This window comes from Halomonas sp. SL1, from assembly GCF_003030865.2.
In the GTDB taxonomy this organism is placed as follows: domain Bacteria; phylum Pseudomonadota; class Gammaproteobacteria; order Pseudomonadales; family Halomonadaceae; genus Halomonas; species Halomonas halophila.
The window spans coordinates 41,339-65,364 of record NZ_PYUQ02000005.1 but is presented as its reverse complement, the minus strand read 5'-3'; the positions used below and the strand labels follow the sequence as shown (position 1 = coordinate 65,364).

Here is a 24,026-nt window from a genome sequence, read left to right as displayed (position 1 = left end):
GCGGCGATCTCGCGCCCCGCACTCAAAGGGCGGCGGTGGTCGTCGGCGGCGCCGTGGGAGAAGTTGAGGCGCACCACGTCGACGCCGGCGGCGATCATCTGCTCCAGCACGCCCTCCCGGTCGCTGGCGGGGCCGAGGGTGGCGACGATCTTGGTGCGGCGGAGGGGGGTGGGGCGATCAGACATGCCGGTTCTCCTGTGGGCGCGGCCGTTGCGGCGAGGCGAGAAGTGAAAGGGTCAAGATAGCGTAGTAGTGGTGATATTACGAAACAAAGCGTCCGCGACGAAAGTCGAGCCCGAGGCGCCGTGTTGCGGCTTTCTTCATTGAAACCCTTTGGTTTCGCGATTCTAACCGGGGGGCGTAGGGGTGGCGAGGGGGTCTGTGTTGTAAAATTACTAAAAACAACTTGTCTCGGGCGTCATCCTGATCCACATTGGAGGCATGACGAGCCTTCGAGCCGCCCACGAGACGGCAGGCGCCTCTGCCCGCCGCCTGCCCTGGTTCGACACGCTCCCACCTGACAAGTCGGCAACTGGTTTCGAGAGGATCACGCCATGACGCTCAAGATCGCCATCAACGGTTTCGGTCGTATCGGTCGCAACGTGTTTCGTGCCCTGTACGAGGGTGGCTATCGCGACCGGGTGCAGGTCGTCGCCATCAACGACCTGGGCGATCCGGCCCTCAACGCCCATCTGCTGCGCCACGACACCGTGCACGGCCACTTCCCGTTCGAGGTCTCCCACGACGAGAGCAGCCTGACGGTCGACGGCGATCGCATCGAGATCCGCTCCGAGCGCGACCCGGCCCAGCTGCCCTGGGAGCGCCTGGGCGTGGACCTGGTGATGGAGTGCACCGGCCTGTTCACCAAGCGTGCCGATGCCGGCAAGCACCTCGAGGCCGGCGCCGGCCGCGTGCTGGTGTCCGCGCCGAGCCCGGACGCCGATGCCACCGTGGTCTTCGGCGTCAACGAGGACGTGCTGACCGCCGAGCACAAGGTGGTGTCCAACGCCTCCTGCACCACCAACTGCCTGGCCCCGGTGGCCAAGGTGCTGAACGAGACGGTGGGCATCGAGAACGGCCTGATGACCACGGTGCACGCCTACACCAACGACCAGAACCTGTCCGACGTCTACCACACGGACCCCTACCGGGCCCGCAGCGCCACGCACTCCATGATTCCGACCAAGACCGGTGCCGCCGCGGCGGTGGGGCTGGTGCTGCCGGAGCTGGATGGCAAGCTCGACGGCCTGGCGGTGCGCGTGCCGGTGATCAACGTCTCGCTGGTGGACCTGACCTTCACCGCGGGTCGCGACACCACCAGGGAAGAGATCAACGCCATCGTCGCCGAGGCGGCCCAGGCGTCGCCGGTGCTGGCGGTCAACGCCCAGCCGCTGGTGTCCATCGATTTCAACCATGACGCCAACTCCTCCACCTTCGACAGCAACCACACCCGCGTGACCAACGGTCGCCTGGTGAAGGTCATGGCCTGGTACGACAACGAGTGGGGCTTCTCCAACCGCATGCTGGATACCGCCCTGGCGATGCACGCCACGGCCTGATTCCTCCAGCAGAAGCGCCGAACCGAGCGACGCCGGGCCACGCGAGTGGCCCGGCGTCGCCGTGTCTGGCCATGAGAAAATGAGGTCGCGCTAGACGCCGCGCCGCCAGCGGCTCTCCAGCGTCATCGGTCGGGTGGGGCCGTAGCGGGCGGCGGGATGGTCGCCGTAGTGGGCCCACAGCGGGTCGCCGAGGTCGAAGTGCCACCACTCACTCGGCAGGTTGGTGAAACCCTCGGCGGCCATGGCGTGATACAGCAGGCGGCGATGGTCGCGGGCACGGCGTTGGGCATCGTCGGGCGCGTCCCGGCGTTCCAGGGCGGCGCTGTGCGAGGCCGGCACGGCCTCGTCGAACAGCGTGCCCATGTCCAGCGGCAGGCCGTCGGCATCGCACAGGGTGACATCCACGGCGCCGCCGGTCAGGTGCGGGCTCGGCGCCTCCGGCGACTGGCTCGGCAGGGCGACGAATTCCCGGGTGCGCGCCGCCAGGGCCTCGGCATCGAGCTCCGGATGGCGTGCCTGAATCGTCTCCTGCAGCGTGTCGAAGAGGTACTGCTGCACCCGCCAGGGCCGCCAGCCGTCCAGCACCAGCAGGCTGAGCCCCTCGGGCAGGGCGCGGGCCACCGCCAGCAGCCGGCGATAGACGCCCTCGCGCACGTAGCATTCGTGGACGGCGCCGGGAATGCCGAGCCGGGCGTAGACGGGATAGGCACGAAGCGGCGCGGGCGCCAGGCTGACCGGCACCAGCGGCTCGTCGCATTCGAGGATCGGTCGGCGCTCGACGGCGGCCCAGTCGGGTTCGGGGCATTCGGGGATGGGCGGAAGATGGTCGGCCATGCGGGGCTCGCGTCCGGCGGTGGAGGACTCATCATATCGCAGCGGGTCACGCCCCAGGCAAGCTAGGTACTATACGTGATATCCCGTCAGCGCTGGGTGTGCCCAAACGAAAAAGGCCAGTCGCGCTGGGGGCTTTCTCTGAGCTTAGTAGAGGCGGTGGGGATCGAGCCCGGGTTGTCGAGAGAGGGCCGACACGGCGTCGGCGGTGCTCGATAGAGCGCCCAAACGAAAAAAGCCACCCGGATAGGGTGGCTCTTTTCTGGTGTTGGTGGAGGCGGCGGGAATCGAACCCGCGTCCGCCGACACTCGCCCATCGGCTCTACATGCTTAGTTCCGTCATTTGATTTAACGTCGCTGGCTCCGACGGGCAGGATCCAGAAACGCGATTCCTCTAAGATTTAACGGTTGACGCGAGGACAAGGCCAACCGCGATCCCATCAATCTGAGCTCGTGCCCTTTGGTGATGAATGGGCACATCACCGCCGGGTAGGACTAGAAGCTAGCGGCGTTTAAGCTGCCAGCGCGCCCTGAGCGTAGTTGTCGTCGTTTGCGACTATTTAATCGTGATGTTGGATTTACGAGATACATCACGCTCTCGGCATGCACCTCAGGGGTTGTCATCGGCGTCGAAGCCATGTCGCCCCCAAAACGTCGCCATCTTATCAGGATGGCCGAACTTATGACACCTCAGGCGCGGTTTTGTTCGCGCATGATACGGCCCTTCTGACGCTGCCAGTCACGGTCCTTCTCCGTGGCTCGCTTGTCGTGCAGCTTCTTGCCCGAGACCAGCGCCAGCTCGCACTTCACCTTGTTGCCCTTCCAGTACAGCTTGAGCGGCACACAGGTGTGTCCCTTGTCCTGGGTGCGCGAGAAGATCCGGGCGATCTCCTTCTTGTGCAGCAGCAGCTTGCGCGTGCGGGTCGGGTCGGCCACCTCATGCGTGCTGGCGGTGTTGAGCGGCGTGATGTGGCTGCCCAGCAGCCAGGCTTCGCCGTTCTTGACCAGAATGTAGGTGTCGGTGAGCTGCGCCTTGCCGGCGCGCAGGCTCTTGACCTCCCAGCCGGCCAGCGACAGGCCGGCCTCGAAGGTCTCGTTGATGTGGTACTCGAAACGCGCCTTCTTGTTCAGCGCGATGGCGTTGCTGCCGGGACCCTTGCCTTTACCTTTCTTGCTGGCCATGGAACCTCGTGTCTGTGCTTGCCGGTGGCGGCCTGCCCCCTCCGATATGGGGGGAAGCGTGATACCATTCAAGGCCGAAATAACCGCTCATGATACGCCCTGGGCCCCTTGAAGTCAGCGGAGAGGTCAATGCCAACGGTCAATCGGTCCGCCCTGGTGCGGCACACCCCCCAGGAGATGTTCGATCTGGTCAACGATTTCGAGCGCTACCCGGAGTTCCTGCCGGGTTGTCGCCGGGCGCGGCTGATCGAACGGGATGAGGTCCATCTGGTCGGCGAGATGACCCTGGGGCGTGCCGGCATCGAGCAGAGCTTCACTACCCGCAACGACCTGCACGAGCCCGATCGCATCGAGCTGTCGCTGGTCGATGGGCCCTTCAAGCGGCTGCGCGGCCGCTGGCAGTTCCTGCCCATGGGCGATGGCGCCTGCAAGGTCAGCCTGGAGATGGAGTTCGAGTTCGCCAACCGCCTGCTGGGCATGGCCTTCGGCAAGCTCTTCCAGCAGGTGGCGGGCCAGCTGGTGGACTCCTTCACCCGTCGTGCCGACGAGCTCTACGGCCGAGGGAGGTACTGAGATGCCGCGTGTCGAGGTGGCCTTCGCCCTGCCGCAACGCCAGCGCATCGTCGAGCTGACGGTGCCCGAGGGCACCACGGCCCGCGAGGCGGTGGCCTGGGCCGGGCTCGAGACGCTCTTTCCCGAGGTGCCGGCCGAGACCTTCCGCGAGGCCGATCTCGGCATCTTCGGTAAGGCGCTGCGCGATCCCGAGACCCGTGCGCTCGAGGATGGCGACCGAGTGGAAGTCTACCGCCCGCTCGAGCTCGACCCCAAGGCGGCGCGGGCGGCCAGGGCCGCCCGCGCATCGCGTTCTTCCTGAGGTCTTCCTCGTCTATTCCTCGTTCGGCACCACGTTGAAGAGGTTGCCGCGCGAGCCGTCGGTCTCGCCAGCGGGGCCGATGCCCTGCTTGGAGATCAACGCCGGCGGCCGGGAGAAGTCGCCTTCGTGCTCGACGGAGGCCAGGCGGTTGCCCTGGAAGGTCAGCGTCAGACGGCGCTGCTCGACGTCGCCGTAGGCCTTGTCCAGGCGATAGACGTAGTCCCACTGGTTGGCATCGAAGGGTGCCTCGAGCAGCGGGCTGCCCATCAGATCGATGACCTGCTGGCGTGTCATGCCGGCGTGCAGCTGTTCGGTCATCGCCGGGGTCACCAGGTTGCCCTGGGCCAGGTCGCGCTTGTAGACGCCGAAGTAGCTGCAGCCGCTGATCAGCGTCAGGGCGACGGAAAGGGTGACAATTCTGCTCAGCTTTTGCATTTGCGGCCGTTCTTCACTATCGTGGTTTCGGTCGATCATAACCGACCCTACCCGATACTGCGAAGAGCAACCATGGCCGACCAGAACCATGAACTGCGCAAGGCCGGTCTCAAAGTGACCCTGCCGCGCGTCAAGATCCTGCATATCCTCGAGAATGCCACCAATCAGCATCACCTGAGCGCAGAAGACGTCTACAAGACGCTGCTGGACGCGGGTGAGGACGTGGGGCTCGCGACCGTCTATCGGGTGCTGACTCAGTTCGAGTCCGCCGGCCTGGTGACCCGCCACAACTTCGATGGCGGCCACGCGGTCTTCGAGCTGACCCAGGAAGAGCACCACGACCACATGGTGTGCCTGGACAGCGGGGAGATCGTCGAATTCTTCGACGAGACCATCGAGCGCCGCCAGCAGGAGATCGCCGAGGAGCACGGCTACGAGCTCGTCGATCATGCGCTGGTGCTCTACGTACGCCCGAAGGGCTCCAAGGCGACCCGTCAGGAACTCAACCTGAAGAAGTAAGCCCCGGCACGAGCACCGCCGAACAGCGAACGGCCCCGATCCACTGGATCGGGGCCGTTTTCGTTGATGGGAAGAATGACGTGACGGCGAGCGCTGTGGCTCTAGTGGCGGGCGCGCTGGCTGGCGTCGAGCATCTCCCGGGCGTGGGCCAGGGTCTGGTCGGTCAGTGTCATGCCGCCGAGCATGCGCGCCAGCTCGCCGACGCGACCGGCCTCGTCGAGCAGCGCCATGCGGGTCAGGGTGGTGTCATCCTCGGCTTGCTTGGCGATGTGCAGGTGCTGGTGGGCCTGGGCCGCCACCTGGGGCAGGTGGGTCACGGTCATCACCTGGCCATTGCCGCCCAGCCGGCGCAGCAGCTGGCCGACGATCTCGGCGGTGGCGCCGGACACGCCGACGTCGACCTCGTCGAACACCAGGCTGGGGATGGTGGAATGCTGGGCCGCCACCACCTGGATGGCCAGGCTGACGCGGGACAGCTCGCCGCCGGAGGCCACCTTGGCCAGCGGGCGGGCCGGCTGACCAGGGTTGGCGCTGATCAAAAAGCGCACCCGGTCGAGCCCCTCCGGTGCCGGGGCATCGCGCTCGCTGACCTCGACCTCGAAGCGGGCCTTGCCCATGGCCAGGAAGGCCAGCTGGTCCTGCACGGCGGTGCCGAAGCGTGCGGCGGCGTCGCGGCGGCTGGCGCTCACGTCCTCGGCCTGTTGGCGCCAGTGGGTCTCCAGGGTGTCGACCTCGGCGGCGAGCGCCTCCAGATCGTCGCCGCCGTCTTCCAGCTCGGCCAGCTCGGCGGCCAGCCGCTGGTGCAGGGCGACCAGTTCCTCGGGCGAGATGTGGTGCTTGCGGGCGATGCGGTGGACCTCGGCGAGGCGCTCTTCGACCCAGGCCAGGCGTTCGGGGTCGAGTTCGACGCCGGCGGCGAAATGGTTGAGTTCGCGCCCGGCTTCCTCGACCTGGATGCAGGCGTCGCCGAGCATCGTCAGCGCCTCGGCCAGGGCGCCGCGGTCGCTGCCGGGCAGTGCGGACAGATGATTCACCGCCTGCTGCAGCAGCGGCAGGGCGCCGCCCTCCTCGCCGTCGCAGCAGGTGGCGGCGAACTGGGCCTCGCGCAGGCGCTCCTCGGCGTGGGCCAGCTCCTCCTGTTCGGCCTCCAGGCCGGAAAGCTCGTCTTCGGCCAGCGCCAGCTGGTCGAGCTCCTCGACCTGGTAGCGCAGCAGCTGGCGGCGGGCGCGCAGCTCGTCGCCGTCCTCAGCCAGCCGCTTGAGACGGCGCTTCGCCTCGCGCCACTCGCGGAAGGTCTCGGCGAGGGCGGTCACGGCGTCGTCGTGGCCGGCGAATTCGTCGAGCAGGCGCAGGTGGGTCTCTTCGCCGAGCAGCGCCTGGTGGGCGTGCTGGCCGTGGATCTCGATCAGGTGACCGCCCAGCGCCTTGAGGTCGGCGACGGTGGCGGGCTGGCCGTTGATCCAGGTCTTGGAGCGCCCGCCCCGGGTCACCACGCGGCGCAGCAGGCAGTCGTCCTCGGGCAGCTCGCGGCCGGCCAGCCATTCGCGGGCGGCGGGCAGAGCGGCGATGTCGAAGCGCGCGCTGAGGTCGGCACGCTCGGCGCCGTGGCGCACGCTGCCGGCATCGGCGCGCTCGCCGAGGCACAGCCCCAGGGCGCCGAGCAGGATCGACTTGCCGGCCCCGGTCTCGCCGGTGATGGCGGTCATGCCGCCGCCGAGCTCGAGCTCCAGATGGTCGACGATGGCGAAGTCACGAATGGCGAGCTCTGTCAGCATGATGCCTCCCGGGGCCGGTTTCGGAACGACTGGCGAAACTACTGGTTATTCATCCACTGGCTTGTGCGTTTATACAGTAGTTCAGCCGGAGGAACAACGCACGGCCCGATTCCCGCGACTCGCGTCCCTTGAGATCGACGCGGCCAGCCCCATATAGCTGGCAACGGCTTTTTTCACCGACATATCAGTCTCGCTGGCGGCGCTGCCGCCGGCCGGCATTTCAGGAGAGACGCATGGCCAAAGATCCGCAGACCCCGCTGGACGACGAGCTGGCACGCCAGCAGGACGAGGCCGACACCCAGGTCGAGCCGGAGCCCGTCGAGGGCGAGCTGGAAGGTGCCGCCGAGGCCGCCGAAGAGGGCGCCGAGGCGGCCTCCGACAACCCGGAGGCCGAGATGCTGGCGGCCAAGGTCGAGGAGCTCGAGCAGGCCCTGGACGAGGCCAAGGACCAGTCGATGCGCACCGCCGCCGAGGCCCAGAACGTGCGCCGCCGCGCCGAGCAGGAGGCCGAGAAGGCGCGCAAGTTCGCGCTGGAGAAGTTCGTCAAGGAGCTGCTGCCGGTGGTCGACAGCCTGGAGAAGGCGCTCGAGGCCATGGGCGAGGACGCCACCGAGGCGCACCGCGAGGGCGTCTCCATGACCCTGAAGATGCAGATCGACGTGCTCAACAAGTTCGGCGTCGAGCAGGTCGAGCCGTCCGGCGAGCCCTTCGACCCGCAGTACCACGAGGCCATGGCCATGGTGCCGAACCCCGAGCTCGAGCCCAACACCGTGATGGACGTGATGCAGAAGGGCTACCTGCTCAACGGTCGCCTGGTGCGCCCGGCGATGGTGGTGGTCAGCCAGGCCGCCGAATAAGCCGAGGCGAAATCGGCGCGAGGCCCTTGAAATGGCGTCGAGGGCCCCCAGATAGACAGCATCCCGCGGTAAACGCCGCGAACGAACGAATCACGTAACAGCAAAATTTCGAGGATTTCCTATGGGACGCATCATCGGTATTGACCTGGGGACCACCAACTCTTGCGTGGCCGTGCTCGACGGCGACAGCCCCAAGGTGATCGAGAACGCCGAAGGCGCACGCACGACCCCGTCCATCATCGCCTATACCGACGACGGCGAGACGCTGGTGGGTCAGGCGGCCAAGCGCCAGGCAGTGACCAACCCGCAGAACACCCTGTTCGCCATCAAGCGTCTGATCGGTCGCCGCTTCGCCGACGACGTGGTCCAGAAGGACATCAAGATGGTGCCCTACACCATCGCCGAGGCCGACAACGGTGACGCCTGGGTCGAGGTCAAGGGCAGCAAGCTGGCGCCGCCGCAGGTCAGCGCCGAAGTGCTGAAGAAGATGAAGAAGACCGCCGAAGACTACCTCGGCGAGTCCGTGACCGAAGCGGTCATCACCGTGCCGGCCTACTTCAACGACAGCCAGCGCCAGGCCACCAAGGACGCCGGCCGCATCGCCGGTCTCGAGGTCAAGCGCATCATCAACGAGCCGACCGCGGCCGCGCTGGCCTACGGCATGGACAAGGCCCGCGGCGACAAGACTATCGCGGTCTACGACCTGGGTGGCGGCACCTTCGATATCTCCATCATCGAAGTGGCCGACGTCGACGGCGAGACCCAGTTCGAGGTGCTGGCCACCAACGGCGACACCTTCCTGGGCGGTGAGGACTTCGACCTGGCGCTGATCAACTATCTGGTCGACCAGTTCAAGGCCGACAGCGGCATCGACCTGTCCGGCGACAACCTCGCCATGCAGCGCCTCAAGGAAGCCGCCGAGAAGGCCAAGATCGAGCTGTCCAGCGCGCAGCAGACCGAGGTCAACCTGCCGTACATCACCGCCGACAACACCGGTCCCAAGCACCTCAACGTGAAGGTGACCCGGGCCAAGCTGGAGTCGCTGGTGGAAGACCTGGTGACCCGTTCGCTGTCGCCCTGCAAGACCGCACTGGCCGACGCCGGCCTGTCCGCCTCCGAGATCGACGACGTCATCCTGGTCGGCGGCCAGACCCGCATGCCGATGGTCCAGTCCAAGGTCGCCGAGTTCTTCGGCAAGGACGCCCGCAAGGACGTCAACCCGGACGAGGCCGTGGCCGTGGGCGCCGCGATCCAGGGCGGCGTGCTGGGCGGCGACGTCAAGGACGTGCTGCTGCTCGACGTCACCCCGCTGACGCTCGGCATCGAGACCCTCGGCGGCGTGATGACCCCGCTGATCGAGAAGAACACCACCATCCCGACCAAGAAGACCCAGACCTTCTCGACCGCGGATGACAACCAGACGGCCGTGACCATCCACGTGCTGCAGGGTGAGCGCAAGCAGTCCAGCGGCAACAAGTCGCTCGGCCGCTTCGACTTGGCCGACATTCCGCCGGCGCCGCGCGGCGTGCCGCAGATCGAGGTCGCCTTCGACCTGGACGCCAACGGCATCCTCAACGTGTCCGCCAAGGACAAGGCCACCGGCAAGGAACAGTCGATCGTCATCAAGGCCTCCAGCGGCCTGTCCGACGAAGAGATCGACCAGATGGTCCAGGACGCCGAGGCCCACGCCGACGAGGACAAGAAGTTCGAGGAACTGGTGCAGCTGCGCAACCAGGCCGACGGCATGATCCACGCCGCTCGCAAGACCCTCGAGGAAGCCGGCGACAAGGCCACCGACGAGGAGAAGCAGGCCATCGAGAGCGCCGCCTCCGAGCTCGAGGAAGCGGTCAAGGGCGACGACCAGGAAGACATTCAGGCCAAGCTCGACAAGCTGACCGAGGCCTCCGGCAACCTGGCGCAGAAGATGTACGCCGAGCAGGGCGAGGCCGCCCAGGGCGCCGACGCCGCCGGCGAGGCCGGTGCCAAGCAGGAAGACGACGTGGTCGACGCCGAGTACGAGGAAGTCAACGACGACCAGAAGAAGCAGTAACCACGACGCCTGACATCGGGTGACGCCAGCGCGGGGGCCAGACTCCCGCGTTGGTGTTTCCGCAGCAGCGTCGCGACGGAGGCGGACAGACTCATGTCCAAGCGTGATTACTACGAGGTACTGGGCGTCGAGCGTGGGGCCGATCAGAAAGAGATCAAGAAGGCCTATCGACGCCTGGCCCAGAAATACCATCCGGATCGCAATCCGGACGACGAGACCTCGGCGGAGAAATTCCGCGAGGTCTCGGAAGCCTATGAGGTCCTGACCGACAGCGAGAAGCGCGCGGCCTACGACCAGTTCGGCCATGCCGGCGTCGACGGCCAGGCCGGCGGTGGCGGCGGCTTCGGCGGCGCGGGAGCCGGCGGCTTCAGCGACATCTTCGGCGATGTCTTCGGCGACATCTTCGGCGGGGGCGGCGCCCGGCGTCATCCCAACGCCCCGCAGCGTGGCAGCGACCTGCGCTACAACCTCGAGCTCGACCTCGAGGACGCGGTGGCCGGCACCAGCGTCGACATCCGCGTGCCGCGTCACGTCGAGTGCGAGCGCTGCGACGGCGACGGCGCCGAGCCGGGCTCCACCAAGGAGACCTGCCCGACCTGTAACGGCATGGGTCAGGTGCGCATGCAGCAGGGCTTCTTCGCCGTGCAGCAGACCTGCCCGACCTGTCACGGCAGCGGCCAGCACATCAAGGTGCCGTGCCACGGCTGTCACGGCGAGGGTCGCGTGCGCGAGACCCGCACCCTGTCGGTGAAGATCCCGGCGGGCGTCGACACCGGCGATCGCATCCGCTTGAACGGCGAAGGCGAGGCCGGGCTCAACGGCGGGCCGGCCGGCGACCTCTACGTGCAGGTGGCCATCAAGCCGCACCCGATCTTCGAGCGCGACGGCCGCCACCTGCAGTGCGAGGTGCCGATCAACTTCGTCGACGCCTCCCTGGGCGGCGAACTCGAGGTGCCGACCCTGGACGGCCGGGTCAAGCTGAAGATTCCGCCCGAGACCCAGACCGGTAAGCTGTTCCGGCTCAAGGGCAAGGGCGTCAAGCCGGTCCGCGGCGGCCCCGCCGGCGACCTGCTGTGCAAGGTGGTCGTCGAGACCCCGGTCAAGCTCAGCGAGGAGCAGAAGGACCTGCTGCGCCAGTTCCAGGACAGCCTGGAAGGCAGCAACAGCCATCACTCGCCGAAGAAGACCAGCTTCTTCGACGGCGTGAAGAAGTTCTTCGAGGACATGAAGCCGTAAGGCGACAACCTCGGTGGCACGCTCGAGGCCCCGCGCTCCTCAGGGAGGCGGGGCCTCGTCGTGTCTGGCTCAGCGCTGCAGCTGTGCCAGTCGCCAGGCGAGCGCCTCGGGAGAGGGATGGCGCTGTTCGTCCCGTGGCATGGAAAGAGGTGCGTTATCCAGTTCGCACAGCCAGCGATTGTCCGGCACCAGGGCGTCGATGACGGGACTGACGTGCCAGCGCTTGTCCGGCCCCGGCGCGATCAGATGATTGTCCATGGCCCAGTGCAGGTTGGGTGTCAGGGCCAGGCCGTTCACGGGGCGGTCGTCCTGGCTGACGGAAAAGGGAATTAGGTGGGCGGCCTCCACCAGATAGCGGTAGTCCGGCGTGATGTAACGCAATCGGGTGGCCGCGCATCGATAGTCATAGGTCTCCAGCACCAGGGCGCGAAAAGCCGCGGAACGGGCATATTGCTGCTGGCTTGCTTCCTCGACGCTGCCGAGCATTCGATCCGGCTGTCGCTCGTATGCGCCGCTGGCGAGGGCGACGCGAAGATATTTCTGTAGTCGGCCGAGGGCATCCGGTTCCAGCGCGAGATGGTGGTGGGCGATCAACTGGCAGGCCGTTTCTGCCGTGCCGGGGGCTTGTAGTGATTCGAACAGTTCGGCGTCCAGGCGTGCGGAGGAAAAGCGTTCGAACAGCTGGTTCAGCGATTTCGGTTGCCCCAGTTGTCTCGCCAGCGGTGCGATCTCGGGGGAATAATCGGGTGTCCATAGCGGCCCCGATGGCCCCTTGTCGCTGCTGAGGTGCCACAGCGGCAGCCAGGGACTCGCGTTGCTTCTCTCACCCTTCAGGGTTTCGTAGATATCGTGGTAGCGCGCCAGCAGGCGATCGTCGAGATCGACTCGGGGTGATGTGATGTGCCCTGCCTGAATCTCGCAAATGATAGCCATCATGAGGCCGGGCTTGTGGAAGGGGCTGCTCGTTCGCAGGCGCTTGAGGCATTCGAGTCGCTCGTCCATGTGCGCTGCCTTTCCGATCGTCATGAGAGCGGACAACGTATCGCGCACAGGCGATGGCTGTCATGCCGCTTTCCGGAGGAGAGGTGAAAAATGCCAGCTTTCAGATGGGAATCATTCCCGTCGACGGTGTACCATGTGGGGCTATTCCGGGCGCGGTGATCGCCGGGCCCGACCGATCCAATCACTCACAGGGGCGCTCATGGATAACGCCACGGATCGGCCGCTGGCCGGCATCGTGCTTCGACTGATGTCGGGCATTCTTTTCACGGGCATGATGGTGTGCGTCAAGGCGGTGAGCGATGCGGTGCCGCTGGGCCAGACCGTGTTCTTCCGCTCGGCCTTCGCGCTGCTGCCGATCATGATCTTCATGACCTGGCGGCGTGAGTTTCCTCGGGCCCTGGTGACGCGCAAGCCGCTGGGGCATCTGGTGCGCTCGGGGCTGGGGGCGGCGGCGATGTTCGCCTCCTTCGCCGCGGTGGCGCGGCTGCCGGTGGCCGAGGCGACGCTGCTGGCCCAGCTGTCGCCGGTGGCCATGGCGGTGGGGGGCGTGCTGCTGCTGGGTGAGCGTTTCACCCTCCACCGGGCGGCGGCCTTCGCGCTGGTGCTGGCGGGGGTGGCGGCGCTGGTGGTGCCCGACCTGGGCGAGTCCCGCGGGCAGGTGATGGGCTACGGCCTGGGCGTGCTGGCCGCGCTGCTGACGGCGGGGGCGCTGGTGACGGTGCGGCGCATCTCGCGCACCGAGACGGCGGCGTCCATCGCCTTCTATTTCGTGCTGGTCACGGCGCTGGCGGGGCTCGCCACCCTGCCGCTGGGCTGGGTGGCGGTGTCGGGACAGACGCTGGCGCTGCTGGTGCTGGCGGGGCTGTTCGGCGGGGCCGCGCATATCTGCATGACCCTGGCGCTGCGCTATGCCGAGGTCTCGCGCCTGGCGCCCTTCGAGTACGTGGCGCTGGTCTGGCCGGTGCTGGCCGACCTGGCGATCTTCGGCCTGGCGCCGTCAAGCGGCTTCCTGGTGGCCCTGCCCCTGGTGCTGGGCGGGGCGGCCCTGGCGGCGCTGGAAGGGCGTCGCCTCACACGGCCTCTTCGACAATGAGCTGAGGCTGGCCCCTCGAGCAGCGTTCGATGCGCGCGGTCACCTGATAGACGCGATGCAGCAGCTCGGGGGTCACCACCTCCTCGGTGGGGCCGCAGGTGATCAGCTCGCCGTGCTTGAGCACCATCGCCTGGTCGGTGAAGCGCAGCGCGTGGCCCAGATCGTGCAGGGCGGCGATCACCAGCATGCCGCGCTCCTTCGCCAGCCGGCGCAGGATCGACAGCAGCTGGATCTGGCGATGCAGGTCCAGCGCCGAGGTCGGCTCGTCGAGCAGCAGCACCTCCGGGTTCTGTACCAGCGCCTGGGCCGCGCCCACCATCTGCCGCTGGCCGCCGCTCAGGTCGCCGATGTCACGCTCGCCGAGCGCGGCGATGCCCAGCGCGTCCAGGGCGCGATCCACCTCGGCCAGGTCCTCGGGCTTCACGTTCAGGCGCCGGCCCTGCATGCGCGCCAGCAGCACCGACTCGTAGACCGTCAGCACCGCATTGACGCCGGTGTCCTGCGGCATGTAGGCCACCGGGCGCTCGCGGGTGGCGCCCTCGATGCGCACCGTGCCGCCGCCGTCGAGCAGCCCGAAGATGCGCCGGAAGAGGGTCGACTTGCCCGCGGCGTTGGGGCCGAGCACGGCCACCACCTGGCCGCCCTCGAGGGGTGGGGTGGTGATCTCGGAGAGAATGCGGCGGCGGCCGTAGCGGGCCGACAGCCCGTCGAGGGTGAGCGTTACCATGAGGCCTTCTTGTTGCTGAGAACGAGGAACAGGAAGAAGGGGATGCCGACCAGCGAGGTGATGATGCCGATCGGGATGACGGTCCCGGGGATCAGCACCTTCGACAGCACCGAGCCGATGGACAGGATCAGCGCGCCGCACAGCGCCGCGCCGGGCAGGAAGAAGCGCTGATCCTCGCCCAGCAGCAGGCGGGCGATGTGCGGCCCGACCAGGCCGATGAAGCCGATGGTGCCGACGAAGGCCACGGCGATGGCGGCCAGCAGCGAGACCAGCACCAGCACCTCGAGGCGCAGTGCGCGGGGCTTCACGCCCAGGCTCTCGGCCTTGGCGTCGCCCAGGCGCATGGCGGTCAGCGCCCAGCCATGGCGCGCCAGCAGCGGCATCACCACGGCCAGTACGCCGAGTGCGATCCACAGCTTGGGCCAGGTGGCCTTGGTCAGGCTGCCCATGGTCCAGAACACCACCGCGGAGACGGCCTGCTGGCTGGCGAAGAACTGGATCAGCGCCATCAGGGCGTTGAAGATGAAGACCATGGCGATGCCCAGCAGCACGATGGTCTCGATGGTCACGCCGCGCCGCATGCTCAGGGCATGGATCGCGAAGGCGGTCAGCATGGCCATGACGAAGGCGTTGATCGGCACCATGTAGTCGACCGCCGCGGGCACGATCACCACGCCGAAGGCCAGCGCCAGGGCGGCGCCGAAGCTGGCGCCGGCAGAGATACCGAGCGTGAAGGGGCTGGCCAGCGGGTTGCTGAGGATGGTCTGCATCTGGGCGCCGGCCACGGACAGGCTGGCGCCGACCACCAGCGCCATCAGCGCCACCGGCATGCGGATCTCCCACAGGATGACGCGGGCCTGCTGGCCGACGTCATCCGGGGAGAACAGCGCGGTAATCACCTCGCCGAGGCCGAAGCGGGCCGGCCCCAGGGCCAGGTCGACGCACAGGCTCAGGAACAGCGCCAGGGTCAGGGCGGCGAGAATCAGCTGGCGGCGGACCACCAGGGCGCGATAGAAGTCTCGCCCCTCCTCGGCGGAGGGGGCGGCGGACGGTGCGCTGGCCGACATGTCAGTCATCCTTCAGCGAGACCCAGTAGCCCGGGGCGTAGTCCACCGGCAGGAAGCGTTCATGCAGTTCCTGCAGCGTCGCCTCGGGGTCGAGATCGGCGAACAGCTCGGGGTGGAACCACTTGGCCAGCCGCTGCACGGCGACGAAGTAGTAGGGGCTGTTGTAGAACTGGTGCCAGATGGCGTGGAAGTCATCGTTCTCCACGGCCTCGATGCCGGTCATGGCGGTGCGCTCGGTCAGCCCCTGGAGCTTGGCCCGGGCGGCCTCCATGTCGGCGCCGGGGCCCACGCCCACCCAGGCGCCGCCGGGCACGTAGGCGTCCCAGTTGCCCCCGGTCACCACCACCTGCTGCGGGTCGGCGGCGATGATCTGTTCCGGGTTCAGGGTGCCGAAGGTGTTGGGGATGATGCCGTCGGCGATGTTGCTGCCGCCGGCGAGCTCGACGTACTCGCCGAAGTTGCCCGGGCCGAAGCTCATGCAGCACTCCTCGGAGTAGCCGCCGGCGCGGTCGATCAGCACCCGCGGGCGTTCCGGCTCGGCGGCGGCAATGGTCTCGGTGACCCGCGCCATCTGTGCCTCGGAGAAGTCGATGAAGGCCTCGGCGGCGTCTTCCTCGCCCAGCAGCTCGCCCATCAGTCGCATCGAGGGCGTGGTGTGTGCGAGCGGATCTTCGCGGAAGTCCACGTAGACGATCGGGATGCCCAGCCGGGCGAGCTTGTCGTCGTAGGCGGCATCCTCGGTGGCGGTCCTGGCCTCGAGGTTCATCAGCACCACGTCGGGCTGCAGCGCGGCGGCCTGTTCGACGTCGAAGGTGCCGTCCTTGAAGCCGCCGAAGGTCGGGATGTCTTCCAGTTCGGGGAACTTCGCCGCGTAGCTGGCGTAGTTGTCCGGATCGGCCTGGGAGAAGTCCTCGCGCCAGCCCACCACGTGCTCGAACGGGTTCTCCGGCTGCAGCGCGCCCAGCAGGTAGATCTGACGCCCCTCGCCAAGGATCACGCGATCCACGGGGGCGTCGACGGTGACCTCACGACCGGCGACGTCGGTCACGGTGATTTCCTCGGCCAGGGCAGCCGTGGAACCGAGGGCGATGGCCGTGCCGGCGACGGCTTTCAGCAAGGGGCTGGACATGGGCGGTATCGGGCTCGTTTCGTGTGTCGGAATGCGCGAGGGGCGCCGGTGCTGCCTGCTGGTGGTTACGTATCATTCCTATTCGCAGGCGATGGCCAGTATGCCCGCATCTCTCGGCGGCGTCGAGACAGGCGGAACGTCGCGTTCCGCCCCGGCGGGCGGCCCTCGGGTACCGCAGTGGCGAACATGAGGTTGCCGGATAGGGACTGGCGCGCGAGGGTGCCCACGTCATAGGCTGGAGGCCTATCCACTCTGGAACGCGGAGGGCAGAGATGCCGATTTCACGAGCCGATATCGCCACCGAGTCCGGCGACAAGCTGATCAACCGACTGTGCAAGCACTGGGCCCACAAGCTGGAAGTCGAGCAGGAAGAGGGCAAGGGGCGCGTGACCTTCGAGGCGGGCAGCTGCCTGATGACCAGCGAGCCGGGCAAGCTGCACGTGGCCATCGAGGCCCTGGACGAAGAGGCGCTGGACCGGCTCGAGGGCGTGGTGGCGAGCCATCTCGAACGCATGGCCGGCAAGGAGCCGCTGGAGATCGTCTGGGAGAACTGATGGCCGCCCGTGCCCCGGTCCGCCGCGCCCACCTCGGCATGCTGGCCTGGGCGCTGCTGGTGGGGCTTTCCTTTCCCATCGTGGGGCGGCTCGGCGAGCTGCCGCCACTGTCGCTGACCGCGCTGCGCTTCGCCATCGCCTGCCTGGGGCTGTGGGCACTGGTGCACCGCTCCCCCGAGCGCCGGCCCGCGCGGTGCGCCTGGCCGTGGCTCGTCGCCATGGGGGCGTGCCTGGCGGGGTTCTTTGGCGCGATGTTCTGGGCCGCCCATCACGCCACGGCGCTGTCCATGTCCACGCTCTACGTCAGCGTGCCGCTGCTGGCCTATGGCATGGGGCTGGCGGTCGGCGTGGAACGGCTGGCCTGGCGGCTGCCGGCGATCCTTGCGCTGGGCGCGCTCGGGGCCCTGGGGCTGGCCGGCGCCGAGGCCTGGCAGCGCGGCGGCCAGTGGCGCTTCGGCTCCGGCGAGGCGGTGTTCTTCCTCGGCTGCCTGTGCTCGGCGCTGTATCCGGTGCTGTCGCGTCGCGGCCTGGTCGCCGGGCACCTGCCCGCCTCGGCGGCGGTGCGCACCTTCTGGAGCCTGGCGCTGGGCGGCGTGCTGGTCGGAGCGCTGGGGATCGTCGTGGAGCCGGTGGCCAGGCTCGCCACCATGAGCGGGCGCGACGCCCTGCTGATCGTCTATCTGGGGCTCGGCTCCAGCGCCTTGACCTTCTGGCTGATGCAGCGCGCCACGGCGGTGCTCGGCCCGGCCAGCATTACCGCCTACGGCTATCTGGTGCCCTTCGTCTCGATGCTGTGGCTGTTCGTTGAGACGCCGTCGCGGCTCGACTGGGTCTGGCTGCCGGGCAGTGCCCTGGTGGTGCTGGCCATCGGCCTGCTGCTGGCCGGCGGCGAGGAAGGCGCCGATGACGGCCACGCTGGCGCGGCCGAGGGTGGCGAGCGTCGCGGCTGACGGCGCGGTCTCCCTCGGGGCTCTGATATACTCCCGGCCATCTTTCGATCCGCCAATGTCAGGAGTCTCCGCATGACCCGTATCGCCATCGTCGGTGTCGCCGGCCGCATGGGCCGCACCCTGGTCAACGCCGTGCAGCAGGATGCCGAAGCCACCCTGGCCGGCGGCATCGTCGAGCCGGGCAGCTCGCTGGTCGGCGCCGATCTCGGCGAGCTGTCCGGTCAGGGCAAGCTGGGGGTCGCCGCGGTCGATTCCCTGGCGCAGATCGTCGACGACGTCGACGTGCTGATCGACTTCACCACGCCGCAGGTGACGCTTTCCAACCTGGCGATCTGCGCCGAGCACGGCAAGCGCATCGTGATCGGCACCACCGGCCTGTCCGACGACGAGCTGGCCGAGCTGGACGGCTACCGCGACCGCGTGCCGATGGTCTTCGCGCCCAACATGAGCGTCGGCGTGAACCTGACCCTCAAGCTGCTCGAGACCGCCGCCAGGGCGCTGGGCGACGAGGGCTATGACATCGAGGTGATCGAATCCCACCACCGCCACAAGGTCGACGCGCCCTCCGGTACCGCGCTGAAGATGGGCGAGGTGATGGCCGATGCCCTGGCGCGTCCGCTGAAGGAATACGGTGTGTTCGAGCGCGTCGGCCAGTGCGGGCCGCGCACCGACAAGGAGATCGGCTTCGCCACCGTGCGCGCCGGCGACATCGTCGGCGAGCACACCGTGATGTTCGCCACCGAGGGCGAGCGCATCGAGATCACCCACAAGGCCTCCAGCCGCATGACCTTCGCCAAGGGCGCGGTGCGCGCGGCGCGCTGGGTGAGCGAGCGTCCGGCCGGGCGCTACGACATGCAGGACGTCATCGGCCTGAATTGAGCCATCGGTATGCGTGAGGGGGTAGTCGAGCGGGCTCGGATGCTTTAAAATCCCCCAAATTTTGGCCGGGCGACGGCCCTTCGCCGCGCAAGCGCTTGTTGCGTCGGCCCAGCATTCCGAGCGAATGACAACAAGCGGGATGAAACCGGTCTTCCATGTCGGGTTTCGTCCCGCTTTTTTACGGGCCGAAGGGCGGTGGGGCGTTTTACCCGTCGGGTGCCTGCCGAGCCTATCCTTGACGAGCTGTCTCTTGAAGTCGTCTGTGAACATATGGGAGGACGTTGCATTGAACAAACCCGCGATACTGGCCTTGGAAGATGGCAGTGTGTTTCATGGCACCGCCATCGGCGCCGATGGACAAACCAGCGGTGAGGTGGTGTTCAATACGGCCATGACCGGCTATCAGGAAATTCTCACCGACCCCTCCTATACCCGTCAGATCGTCACCCTGACCTATCCTCACATCGGCAACACCGGCATCAACGCCGAAGACGTCGAATCCGGTGCCATCGCCGCCGCCGGCCTGGTGATCCGCGACCTGCCGCTGCTGGCCAGCAACTTCCGCTCCGAACAGTCGCTCTCCGACTACCTGGTCATCCAGAACGTGCTGGGCATCGCCGACATCGACACTCGCCGCCTGACCCGCATCCTGCGCGACAAGGGTGCCCAGAACGGTGCCATCCTGGCCGGCGCGGACGCCGAGGGCGAGGACGCTGAGGCGCGCGCCCTGGCCGCGGCCAACGCCTTCCCGGGCCTCAAGGGCATGGACCTGGCCAAGGTGGTGTCCTGCCAGTCCGCCTACGAGTGGAGCGAGGGCGAGTGGGCCCTGGGCGCCGGCTACGCCGATGCCGCCGAGGCCGAGCGTCCCTTCCACGTGGTCGCCTACGACTACGGCGTTAAGCGCAACATCCTGCGCATGCTGGCGTCCCGCGGCTGCCGCCTGACCGTGGTGCCGGCCCAGACCCCGGCCAGCGAGGTCATGGCGCTGAATCCGGACGGCGTCTTCCTCTCCAACGGCCCGGGCGACCCCGAGCCCTGCGAGTATGCCATCGCCGCCATCCGCGAGCTGCTCGAGACCGAGCTGCCGATCTTCGGCATCTGCCTCGGCCACCAGCTGCTGGCGCTGGCCAGTGGCGCGACGTCCGAGAAGATGAAGTTCGGCCACCACGGTGCCAACCATCCGGTCCAGGATCTCGATACCGGCCACGTGATGATCACCAGCCAGAACCACGGCTTCGCCGCGGACGAGGCGTCCCTGCCCGAGACCCTGCGCGCGACCCATCGCTCGCTGTTCGACGGCACCCTGCAGGGCATCGAGCGCACCGACCGTCCGGCCTTCAGCTTCCAGGGCCACCCGGAGGCGAGCCCGGGGCCGCGCGACGTCGCGCCGCTGTTCGATCGCTTCATCGAGATGATGAAGGCCAAGCGCTAACCGTCCGATCGTCGCCCCTCGTCCGTCACCTTTTTTGCGGGAAGCACCATGCCAAAACGTACCGACATCCAGAGCATCCTGATCATCGGCGCCGGCCCCATCGTCATCGGCCAGGCCTGCGAGTTCGACTATTCCGGCGCCCAGGCCTGCAAGGCCCTGCGCGAAGAGGGTTACCGGGTCATCCTGGTCAACTCCAACCCGGCCACCATCATGACCGACCCGGTGATGGCCGACGCCACCTACATCGAGCCGATCACCTGGCAGGCGGTGGAGAAGATCATCGAGGCCGAGCAGCCCGATGCCGTGCTGCCGACCATGGGTGGCCAGACCGCGCTCAACTGCGCTCTCGACCTGGACAAGCACGGCGTGCTCGCCAAGCACGGCGTGGAGATGATCGGCGCCAACGCCGACGCCATCAACATGGCCGAGGACCGCGACCTGTTCGACCAGGCCATGAAGCGCATCGGCCTGGAGTGCCCCAAGGCCAAGGTCGCCCACACCATGGACGAGGCCTGGGGCATCCAGGGCGAGCTGGGCTTCCCGGTCATCATCCGCCCGTCCTACACCATGGGTGGCTCCGGCGGCGGCGTGGCCTACAACAAGGAAGAGTTCGAGGAGATCTGCACCCGCGGTTTCGAGCTCTCCAACAACCACGAGCTGCTGATCGACGAGTCGCTGCTGGGTTGGAAGGAATACGAGATGGAGGTCGTTCGCGACAAGAACGACAACTGCATCATCGTCTGCGCGATCGAGAACTTCGATCCCATGGGCGTGCACACCGGTGACTCCATCACCGTGGCCCCGGCCCAGACGCTGACCGACAAGGAATACCAGAACATGCGCGACGCCTCCCTGGCGGTGTTGCGCGAGATCGGCGTCGAGACCGGCGGTTCCAACGTCCAGTTCGGCGTCGACCCGAAGACCGGCCGCGTGGTGGTCATCGAGATGAACCCGCGGGTGTCGCGCTCCTCGGCGCTGGCCTCCAAGGCCACCGGCTTCCCGATCGCCAAGATCGCCGCCAAGCTGGCCGTCGGCTACACCCTGGACGAGCTGCAGAACGACATCACCGGCGGTCGCACCCCGGCGTCCTTCGAGCCGTCCATCGACTACGTCGTGACCAAGATTCCGCGCTTCACCTTCGAGAAGTTCCCCCAGGCCAACGACCGTCTGACCACCCAGATGAAGTCGGTGGGCGAGGTGATGGCGATCGGCCGTACCTTCCAGGAGTCGCTGCAGAAGGCGCTGCGCGGCATGGAGACCGGCAACGACGGCCTCGACCCGAAGATCACCCGCTTCACCGACGAGGCGATGGCGCAGATCAAGGGCGAGCTGCAGGCCGCCGGCGCCGACCGCATCTTCTACGTCGCCGATGCCATGCGCAGCGGCATGAGCGTCGAGGACGTGTTCGCGCTGACCAACATCGACCGCTGGTTCCTGGTCCAGCTCGAGGATCTGATCCTGACCGAGCAGGCCCTGGCCAGGCGCTCGCTCTCCGAGCTGAGCGCCCGTGACCTGTGGCAGCTCAAGCGCAAGGGCTTCTCCGACGCCCGCCTGGCGGCGCTGCTCGGCGTGGCCGAGAAGGAGTTCCGCAAGACTCGGCAGAAGGCCGGCATCCGCCCGGTCTACAAGCGGGTCGACACCTGCGCGGCCGAGTTCGCCTCCGACACCGCCTACATGTACTCCACCTACGAGGAGGAGTGCGAGGCCGAGGTCAGCGACAAGCAGAAGATCATGGTGCTCGGCGGCGGTCCGAATCGCATCGGCCAGGGCATCGAGTTCGACTACTGCTGCGTCCACGCCGCGCTGGCCATGCGCGACGACGGCTACGAGACCATCATGGTCAACTGCAACCCGGAGACCGTCTCCACCGACTACGACACCTCCGACCGCCTCTACTTCGAGCCGGTGACCCTGGAGGACGTGCTGGAGATCGCCGACAAGGAACAGCCGGCCGGCGTGATCGTGCAGTTCGGCGGTCAGACCCCGCTCAAGCTGGCCCGCGAGCTCGAGGCCGCCGGCGTGCCGATCATCGGCACCACCCCGGACGCCATCGACCGCGCCGAGGACCGCGAGCGCTTCCAGACCATGATCGACAAGCTGGGCCTCAAGCAGCCGCCCAACGCCACCGCGCGCAGCTTCGACGAGGCCTTCGCCAAGGCCGAGGCGATCGGCTATCCGCTGGTGGTGCGCCCGAGCTACGTGCTCGGCGGCCGGGCCATGGAGATCGTCTACGATGCCTCCGAGCTGGAGAACTACATGACCCACGCGGTCAAGGTCTCCAACGACTCGCCGGTGCTGCTGGACCACTTCCTCAACGCCGCCATCGAGGTCGACATCGACGCCGTTTCCGACGGCCAGCAGGTGGTGATCGGCGGCATCATGCAGCACATCGAGCAGGCCGGCGTGCACTCCGGCGACTCCGCCTGTGCGCTGCCGCCGTACTCGCTGCCGGCCGACGTGCAGGACGAGATGCGCGACCAGGTCAAGCGCATGGCGGTGGAGCTCGGCGTCAACGGCCTGATGAACGTGCAGCTGGCCTGGCAGGACGGCGAGATCTACGTCATCGAGGTCAACCCGCGCGCCTCGCGCACCGTGCCCTTCGTCTCCAAGTGCATCGGCACCTCGCTGGCCCAGGTGGCGGCGCGCTGCATGGCCGGCATCAGCCTGGCCGACCAGGGCTTCGTGGCCGAGATCGTGCCGACGACCTACAGCGTCAAGGAAGCGGTCTTCCCGTTCAACAAGTTCCCGGGCGTCGACCCGATCCTGTCGCCGGAGATGAAGTCCACCGGCGAGGTGATGGGTTCCGGCGAGACCTTCGCCGAGGCCTTCTACAAGGCGCAGCTGGGGGCCGGCGAGGCGATTCCGTCGCTGGAAGGCGAGCGCAAGGCGTTCCTGTCCGTGCGCGAGCCCGACAAGGCGGGTGTTATCGAGGTGGCCCGTTCTCTGTTAACATTGGGCTTCACCCTCTGTGCGACCCGTGGTACGGCGGCGGCCCTTCAGGCGGCCGATCTGCCCGTGGAGATCGTGAACAAGGTCTACGAGGGTCGTCCGCACATCGTCGATCTGCTCAAGAACGACGAGGTCGCCTACATCGTCAATACCACCGAGGGCCGTCAGGCCATCAATGATTCCTCGGTGATCCGTCGCACCGCCCTCGCCCGCAAGGTTCCCTATGCCACCACCCTGGCAGGGGCCAAGGCCGTTTGTCTGGCGCTCGAGTACGGCAATGCCATCACCGTGCGGCGGCTACAGGAACAGCATGCAGGAGTCAGTCAATGAACAAGGTCCCGATGACCGTCGTCGGTGAGCAGCGCCTTCGCGACGAGCTCGATCACCTCAAGAGCGAGGCCCGTCCGAACGTGATCGCGGCCATCGCCGAGGCGCGCGAGCACGGCGACCTCAAGGAGAACGCCGAGTATCATGCGGCCCGCGAACAGCAGGGCTTCATCGAGGGGCGTATCCAGGAGATCGAAGGCAAGCTGTCCAACGCACAGGTCATTGATGTCACCAAGCTGCCCAAGACCGGCAAGGTGATCTTCGGGGTGACCGTGGAGCTGATGAACCTCGATACCGACGAAGAGGTGACCTACCGCATCGTCGGCGAGGACGAGGCCAACATCAAGGAAGGCCAGATCTCCGTGACCTCGCCCATCGCCCGTGCCCTGATCGGCAAGGAAGAGGGTGAGGTGGTGCTGGTGCGTACCCCCGGCGGCGACGTCGAGTACGAGATTTCCAGCGTCGAGCACCTGTAAGCGCCGAGCGTCAAGCTGCAAGCGTCAGGCCGCTCGGTGACGGGCGGCTGGTGTAGAGGCGGTAAATCGGCATAAAAAAAGAAGCCCCGCTGACTCTCGTCGGCGGGGCTTCTCGTTGGGCGG

General features: G+C 67.4%; 23 protein-coding genes and 1 other RNA gene. 14 read left to right on the top strand and 10 right to left on the bottom strand.

Features of this window, described 5'->3' with window-relative positions; all coding sequences use genetic code 11:
* A partial coding sequence (locus C9J49_RS02170; RefSeq protein WP_258393723.1) for a pyruvate kinase occupies positions 1-185 on the bottom strand: 185 nt, incomplete at its 3' end.
* Positions 186-554: 369 nt separating this feature from the next.
* On the opposite strand from C9J49_RS02170, the gene gap reads away from it, so the two are divergent.
* The gene (gene gap, locus C9J49_RS02165) at positions 555-1,559 is read left to right on the top strand and encodes a type I glyceraldehyde-3-phosphate dehydrogenase (protein WP_107180932.1); all 1,005 of its coding nucleotides are present in this window, start codon (positions 555-557) and stop codon (positions 1,557-1,559) included.
* A gap of 90 nt (positions 1,560-1,649) precedes the next feature.
* Here the strand turns inward: gap and C9J49_RS02160 are convergent, their stop codons facing one another.
* From C9J49_RS02160 to smpB, 3 genes are all read right to left on the bottom strand, one after another.
* Positions 1,650-2,393, bottom strand: a complete 744-nt coding sequence (locus C9J49_RS02160; RefSeq protein WP_046079342.1) for a M15 family metallopeptidase — start codon at positions 2,391-2,393, stop codon at positions 1,650-1,652.
* 266 nt (positions 2,394-2,659) lie between these two features.
* Positions 2,660-3,038: a transfer-messenger RNA gene (gene ssrA, locus C9J49_RS02155) on the bottom strand.
* A 42-nt stretch (positions 3,039-3,080) separates the two neighbouring features.
* The gene (smpB, locus tag C9J49_RS02150) at positions 3,081-3,572 is read right to left on the bottom strand and encodes an SsrA-binding protein SmpB (protein ID WP_035592957.1); all 492 of its coding nucleotides are present in this window, start codon (positions 3,570-3,572) and stop codon (positions 3,081-3,083) included.
* 129 nt (positions 3,573-3,701) lie between these two features.
* On the opposite strand from smpB, the gene C9J49_RS02145 reads away from it, so the two are divergent.
* Complete coding sequence (locus C9J49_RS02145; protein ID WP_046079343.1) at positions 3,702-4,145, top strand: type II toxin-antitoxin system RatA family toxin; 444 nt, start codon at positions 3,702-3,704, stop codon at positions 4,143-4,145.
* A gap of 1 nt (position 4,146) precedes the next feature.
* Positions 4,147-4,446 (top strand): RnfH family protein, encoded by a 300-nt coding sequence (locus C9J49_RS02140; RefSeq protein WP_046079344.1) that lies wholly within the window; start codon positions 4,147-4,149, stop codon positions 4,444-4,446.
* A gap of 12 nt (positions 4,447-4,458) precedes the next feature.
* On the opposite strand, the gene C9J49_RS02135 is transcribed toward C9J49_RS02140, so the two are convergent.
* Complete coding sequence (locus C9J49_RS02135; protein ID WP_046079345.1) at positions 4,459-4,881, bottom strand: outer membrane protein assembly factor BamE; 423 nt, start codon at positions 4,879-4,881, stop codon at positions 4,459-4,461.
* Between the two features lie 72 nt (positions 4,882-4,953).
* Here C9J49_RS02135 and fur point away from each other — a divergent pair, with 72 nt between their 5' ends.
* Positions 4,954-5,400, top strand: coding sequence for a ferric iron uptake transcriptional regulator (gene fur / locus C9J49_RS02130; RefSeq protein WP_046079346.1), 447 nt, complete (start codon positions 4,954-4,956; stop codon positions 5,398-5,400).
* Positions 5,401-5,501: 101 nt separating this feature from the next.
* Here the strand turns inward: fur and recN are convergent, their stop codons facing one another.
* Positions 5,502-7,175 carry a DNA repair protein RecN gene (recN, locus tag C9J49_RS02125; RefSeq protein ID WP_107180931.1) on the bottom strand — a complete coding sequence of 558 codons (1,674 nt, stop codon included), beginning with the start codon at positions 7,173-7,175 and terminating at the stop codon, positions 5,502-5,504.
* A gap of 233 nt (positions 7,176-7,408) precedes the next feature.
* Between recN and grpE the strand changes: the two genes are divergently transcribed.
* The 3 genes from grpE (at position 7,409) to dnaJ (ending at position 11,318) form a co-directional block, all read left to right on the top strand.
* Positions 7,409-8,032, top strand: a complete 624-nt coding sequence (grpE, locus tag C9J49_RS02120) for a nucleotide exchange factor GrpE (RefSeq protein WP_035592963.1) — start codon at positions 7,409-7,411, stop codon at positions 8,030-8,032.
* Between the two features lie 121 nt (positions 8,033-8,153).
* Positions 8,154-10,082 carry a molecular chaperone DnaK gene (gene dnaK, locus C9J49_RS02115; protein WP_107180930.1) on the top strand — a complete coding sequence of 643 codons (1,929 nt, stop codon included), beginning with the start codon at positions 8,154-8,156 and terminating at the stop codon, positions 10,080-10,082.
* A 93-nt stretch (positions 10,083-10,175) separates the two neighbouring features.
* A complete protein-coding gene (dnaJ, locus tag C9J49_RS02110; protein ID WP_046079349.1) occupies positions 10,176-11,318 on the top strand; it encodes a molecular chaperone DnaJ in 1,143 nt (380 codons plus the stop codon).
* A gap of 69 nt (positions 11,319-11,387) precedes the next feature.
* On the opposite strand, the gene C9J49_RS02105 is transcribed toward dnaJ, so the two are convergent.
* A complete protein-coding gene (locus C9J49_RS02105) occupies positions 11,388-12,320 on the bottom strand; it encodes an HNH endonuclease (protein ID WP_181454228.1) in 933 nt (310 codons plus the stop codon).
* A 199-nt stretch (positions 12,321-12,519) separates the two neighbouring features.
* On the opposite strand from C9J49_RS02105, the gene C9J49_RS02100 reads away from it, so the two are divergent.
* Complete coding sequence (locus tag C9J49_RS02100; protein ID WP_107180928.1) at positions 12,520-13,413, top strand: DMT family transporter; 894 nt, start codon at positions 12,520-12,522, stop codon at positions 13,411-13,413.
* On the opposite strand, the gene C9J49_RS02095 is transcribed toward C9J49_RS02100, so the two are convergent.
* The 3 genes from C9J49_RS02095 to C9J49_RS02085 are packed head-to-tail and all read right to left on the bottom strand — an operon-like array spanning position 13,391 to position 16,336.
* Positions 13,391-14,140: an ABC transporter ATP-binding protein gene (locus C9J49_RS02095; protein ID WP_046079352.1), complete on the bottom strand. Its 750-nt coding sequence runs from the start codon at positions 14,138-14,140 to the stop codon at positions 13,391-13,393. The two genes, C9J49_RS02100 and C9J49_RS02095, sit on opposite strands and share 23 nt — an antisense overlap.
* Entirely contained in the window at positions 14,134-15,207 is a 1,074-nt protein-coding gene (locus C9J49_RS02090) for an iron ABC transporter permease (RefSeq protein ID WP_107180927.1), read from the bottom strand. Before C9J49_RS02090 ends, C9J49_RS02095 begins: the two co-directional genes overlap by 7 nt.
* Before the next feature lies 1 nt (position 15,208).
* Entirely contained in the window at positions 15,209-16,336 is a 1,128-nt protein-coding gene (locus C9J49_RS02085) for an ABC transporter substrate-binding protein (RefSeq protein ID WP_046079354.1), read from the bottom strand.
* 272 nt (positions 16,337-16,608) lie between these two features.
* Here C9J49_RS02085 and C9J49_RS02080 point away from each other — a divergent pair, with 272 nt between their 5' ends.
* The 6 genes from C9J49_RS02080 to greA all read left to right on the top strand — a co-directional run bounded on the left by C9J49_RS02080 (position 16,609) and on the right by greA (position 23,903).
* Positions 16,609-16,890 carry a DUF2218 domain-containing protein gene (locus C9J49_RS02080; protein ID WP_046079355.1) on the top strand — a complete coding sequence of 94 codons (282 nt, stop codon included), beginning with the start codon at positions 16,609-16,611 and terminating at the stop codon, positions 16,888-16,890.
* Positions 16,890-17,840 carry a DMT family transporter gene (locus C9J49_RS02075; RefSeq protein ID WP_258393722.1) on the top strand — a complete coding sequence of 317 codons (951 nt, stop codon included), beginning with the start codon at positions 16,890-16,892 and terminating at the stop codon, positions 17,838-17,840. The genes C9J49_RS02080 and C9J49_RS02075 overlap by 1 nt, the downstream gene beginning before the upstream one ends.
* A 72-nt stretch (positions 17,841-17,912) precedes the next feature.
* Positions 17,913-18,719, top strand: a complete 807-nt coding sequence (gene dapB / locus C9J49_RS02070; protein WP_046079357.1) for a 4-hydroxy-tetrahydrodipicolinate reductase — start codon at positions 17,913-17,915, stop codon at positions 18,717-18,719.
* Positions 18,720-19,005: 286 nt separating this feature from the next.
* Positions 19,006-20,151 (top strand): glutamine-hydrolyzing carbamoyl-phosphate synthase small subunit, encoded by a 1,146-nt coding sequence (gene carA / locus C9J49_RS02065; RefSeq protein WP_107180926.1) that lies wholly within the window; start codon positions 19,006-19,008, stop codon positions 20,149-20,151.
* Between the two features lie 48 nt (positions 20,152-20,199).
* Positions 20,200-23,430: a carbamoyl-phosphate synthase large subunit gene (gene carB, locus C9J49_RS02060; protein WP_046079358.1), complete on the top strand. Its 3,231-nt coding sequence runs from the start codon at positions 20,200-20,202 to the stop codon at positions 23,428-23,430.
* Positions 23,427-23,903 (top strand): transcription elongation factor GreA, encoded by a 477-nt coding sequence (gene greA, locus C9J49_RS02055; RefSeq protein ID WP_046079359.1) that lies wholly within the window; start codon positions 23,427-23,429, stop codon positions 23,901-23,903. The genes carB and greA overlap by 4 nt, the downstream gene beginning before the upstream one ends.
* Positions 23,904-24,026: the final 123 nt, after the last annotated feature.

Excerpts from the sequence above, each read along its gene's own strand:
- C9J49_RS02095 (WP_046079352.1), bottom strand. The coding sequence starts at position 14,140 with ATGGTAACGCTCACCCTCGACGGGCTGTCGGCCCGCTACGGCCGCCGC.
- gap (WP_107180932.1), top strand. The coding sequence starts at position 555 with ATGACGCTCAAGATCGCCATCAACGGTTTCGGTCGTATCGGTCGCAAC.
- dapB (WP_046079357.1), top strand. The coding sequence starts at position 17,913 with ATGACCCGTATCGCCATCGTCGGTGTCGCCGGCCGCATGGGCCGCACC.
- grpE (WP_035592963.1), top strand. The coding sequence starts at position 7,409 with ATGGCCAAAGATCCGCAGACCCCGCTGGACGACGAGCTGGCACGCCAG.
- greA (WP_046079359.1), top strand. The coding sequence starts at position 23,427 with ATGAACAAGGTCCCGATGACCGTCGTCGGTGAGCAGCGCCTTCGCGAC.
- carB (WP_046079358.1), top strand. The coding sequence starts at position 20,200 with ATGCCAAAACGTACCGACATCCAGAGCATCCTGATCATCGGCGCCGGC.
- recN (WP_107180931.1), bottom strand. The coding sequence starts at position 7,175 with ATGCTGACAGAGCTCGCCATTCGTGACTTCGCCATCGTCGACCATCTG.
- C9J49_RS02140 (WP_046079344.1), top strand. The coding sequence starts at position 4,147 with ATGCCGCGTGTCGAGGTGGCCTTCGCCCTGCCGCAACGCCAGCGCATC.
- C9J49_RS02135 (WP_046079345.1), bottom strand. The coding sequence starts at position 4,881 with ATGCAAAAGCTGAGCAGAATTGTCACCCTTTCCGTCGCCCTGACGCTG.
- C9J49_RS02105 (WP_181454228.1), bottom strand. The coding sequence starts at position 12,320 with ATGGACGAGCGACTCGAATGCCTCAAGCGCCTGCGAACGAGCAGCCCC.
- dnaK (WP_107180930.1), top strand. The coding sequence starts at position 8,154 with ATGGGACGCATCATCGGTATTGACCTGGGGACCACCAACTCTTGCGTG.
- C9J49_RS02090 (WP_107180927.1), bottom strand. The coding sequence starts at position 15,207 with ATGTCGGCCAGCGCACCGTCCGCCGCCCCCTCCGCCGAGGAGGGGCGA.
- dnaJ (WP_046079349.1), top strand. The coding sequence starts at position 10,176 with ATGTCCAAGCGTGATTACTACGAGGTACTGGGCGTCGAGCGTGGGGCC.
- C9J49_RS02160 (WP_046079342.1), bottom strand. The coding sequence starts at position 2,393 with ATGGCCGACCATCTTCCGCCCATCCCCGAATGCCCCGAACCCGACTGG.
- smpB (WP_035592957.1), bottom strand. The coding sequence starts at position 3,572 with ATGGCCAGCAAGAAAGGTAAAGGCAAGGGTCCCGGCAGCAACGCCATC.
- fur (WP_046079346.1), top strand. The coding sequence starts at position 4,954 with ATGGCCGACCAGAACCATGAACTGCGCAAGGCCGGTCTCAAAGTGACC.
- C9J49_RS02145 (WP_046079343.1), top strand. The coding sequence starts at position 3,702 with ATGCCAACGGTCAATCGGTCCGCCCTGGTGCGGCACACCCCCCAGGAG.
- C9J49_RS02080 (WP_046079355.1), top strand. The coding sequence starts at position 16,609 with ATGCCGATTTCACGAGCCGATATCGCCACCGAGTCCGGCGACAAGCTG.
- C9J49_RS02075 (WP_258393722.1), top strand. The coding sequence starts at position 16,890 with ATGGCCGCCCGTGCCCCGGTCCGCCGCGCCCACCTCGGCATGCTGGCC.
- C9J49_RS02085 (WP_046079354.1), bottom strand. The coding sequence starts at position 16,336 with ATGTCCAGCCCCTTGCTGAAAGCCGTCGCCGGCACGGCCATCGCCCTC.
- C9J49_RS02100 (WP_107180928.1), top strand. The coding sequence starts at position 12,520 with ATGGATAACGCCACGGATCGGCCGCTGGCCGGCATCGTGCTTCGACTG.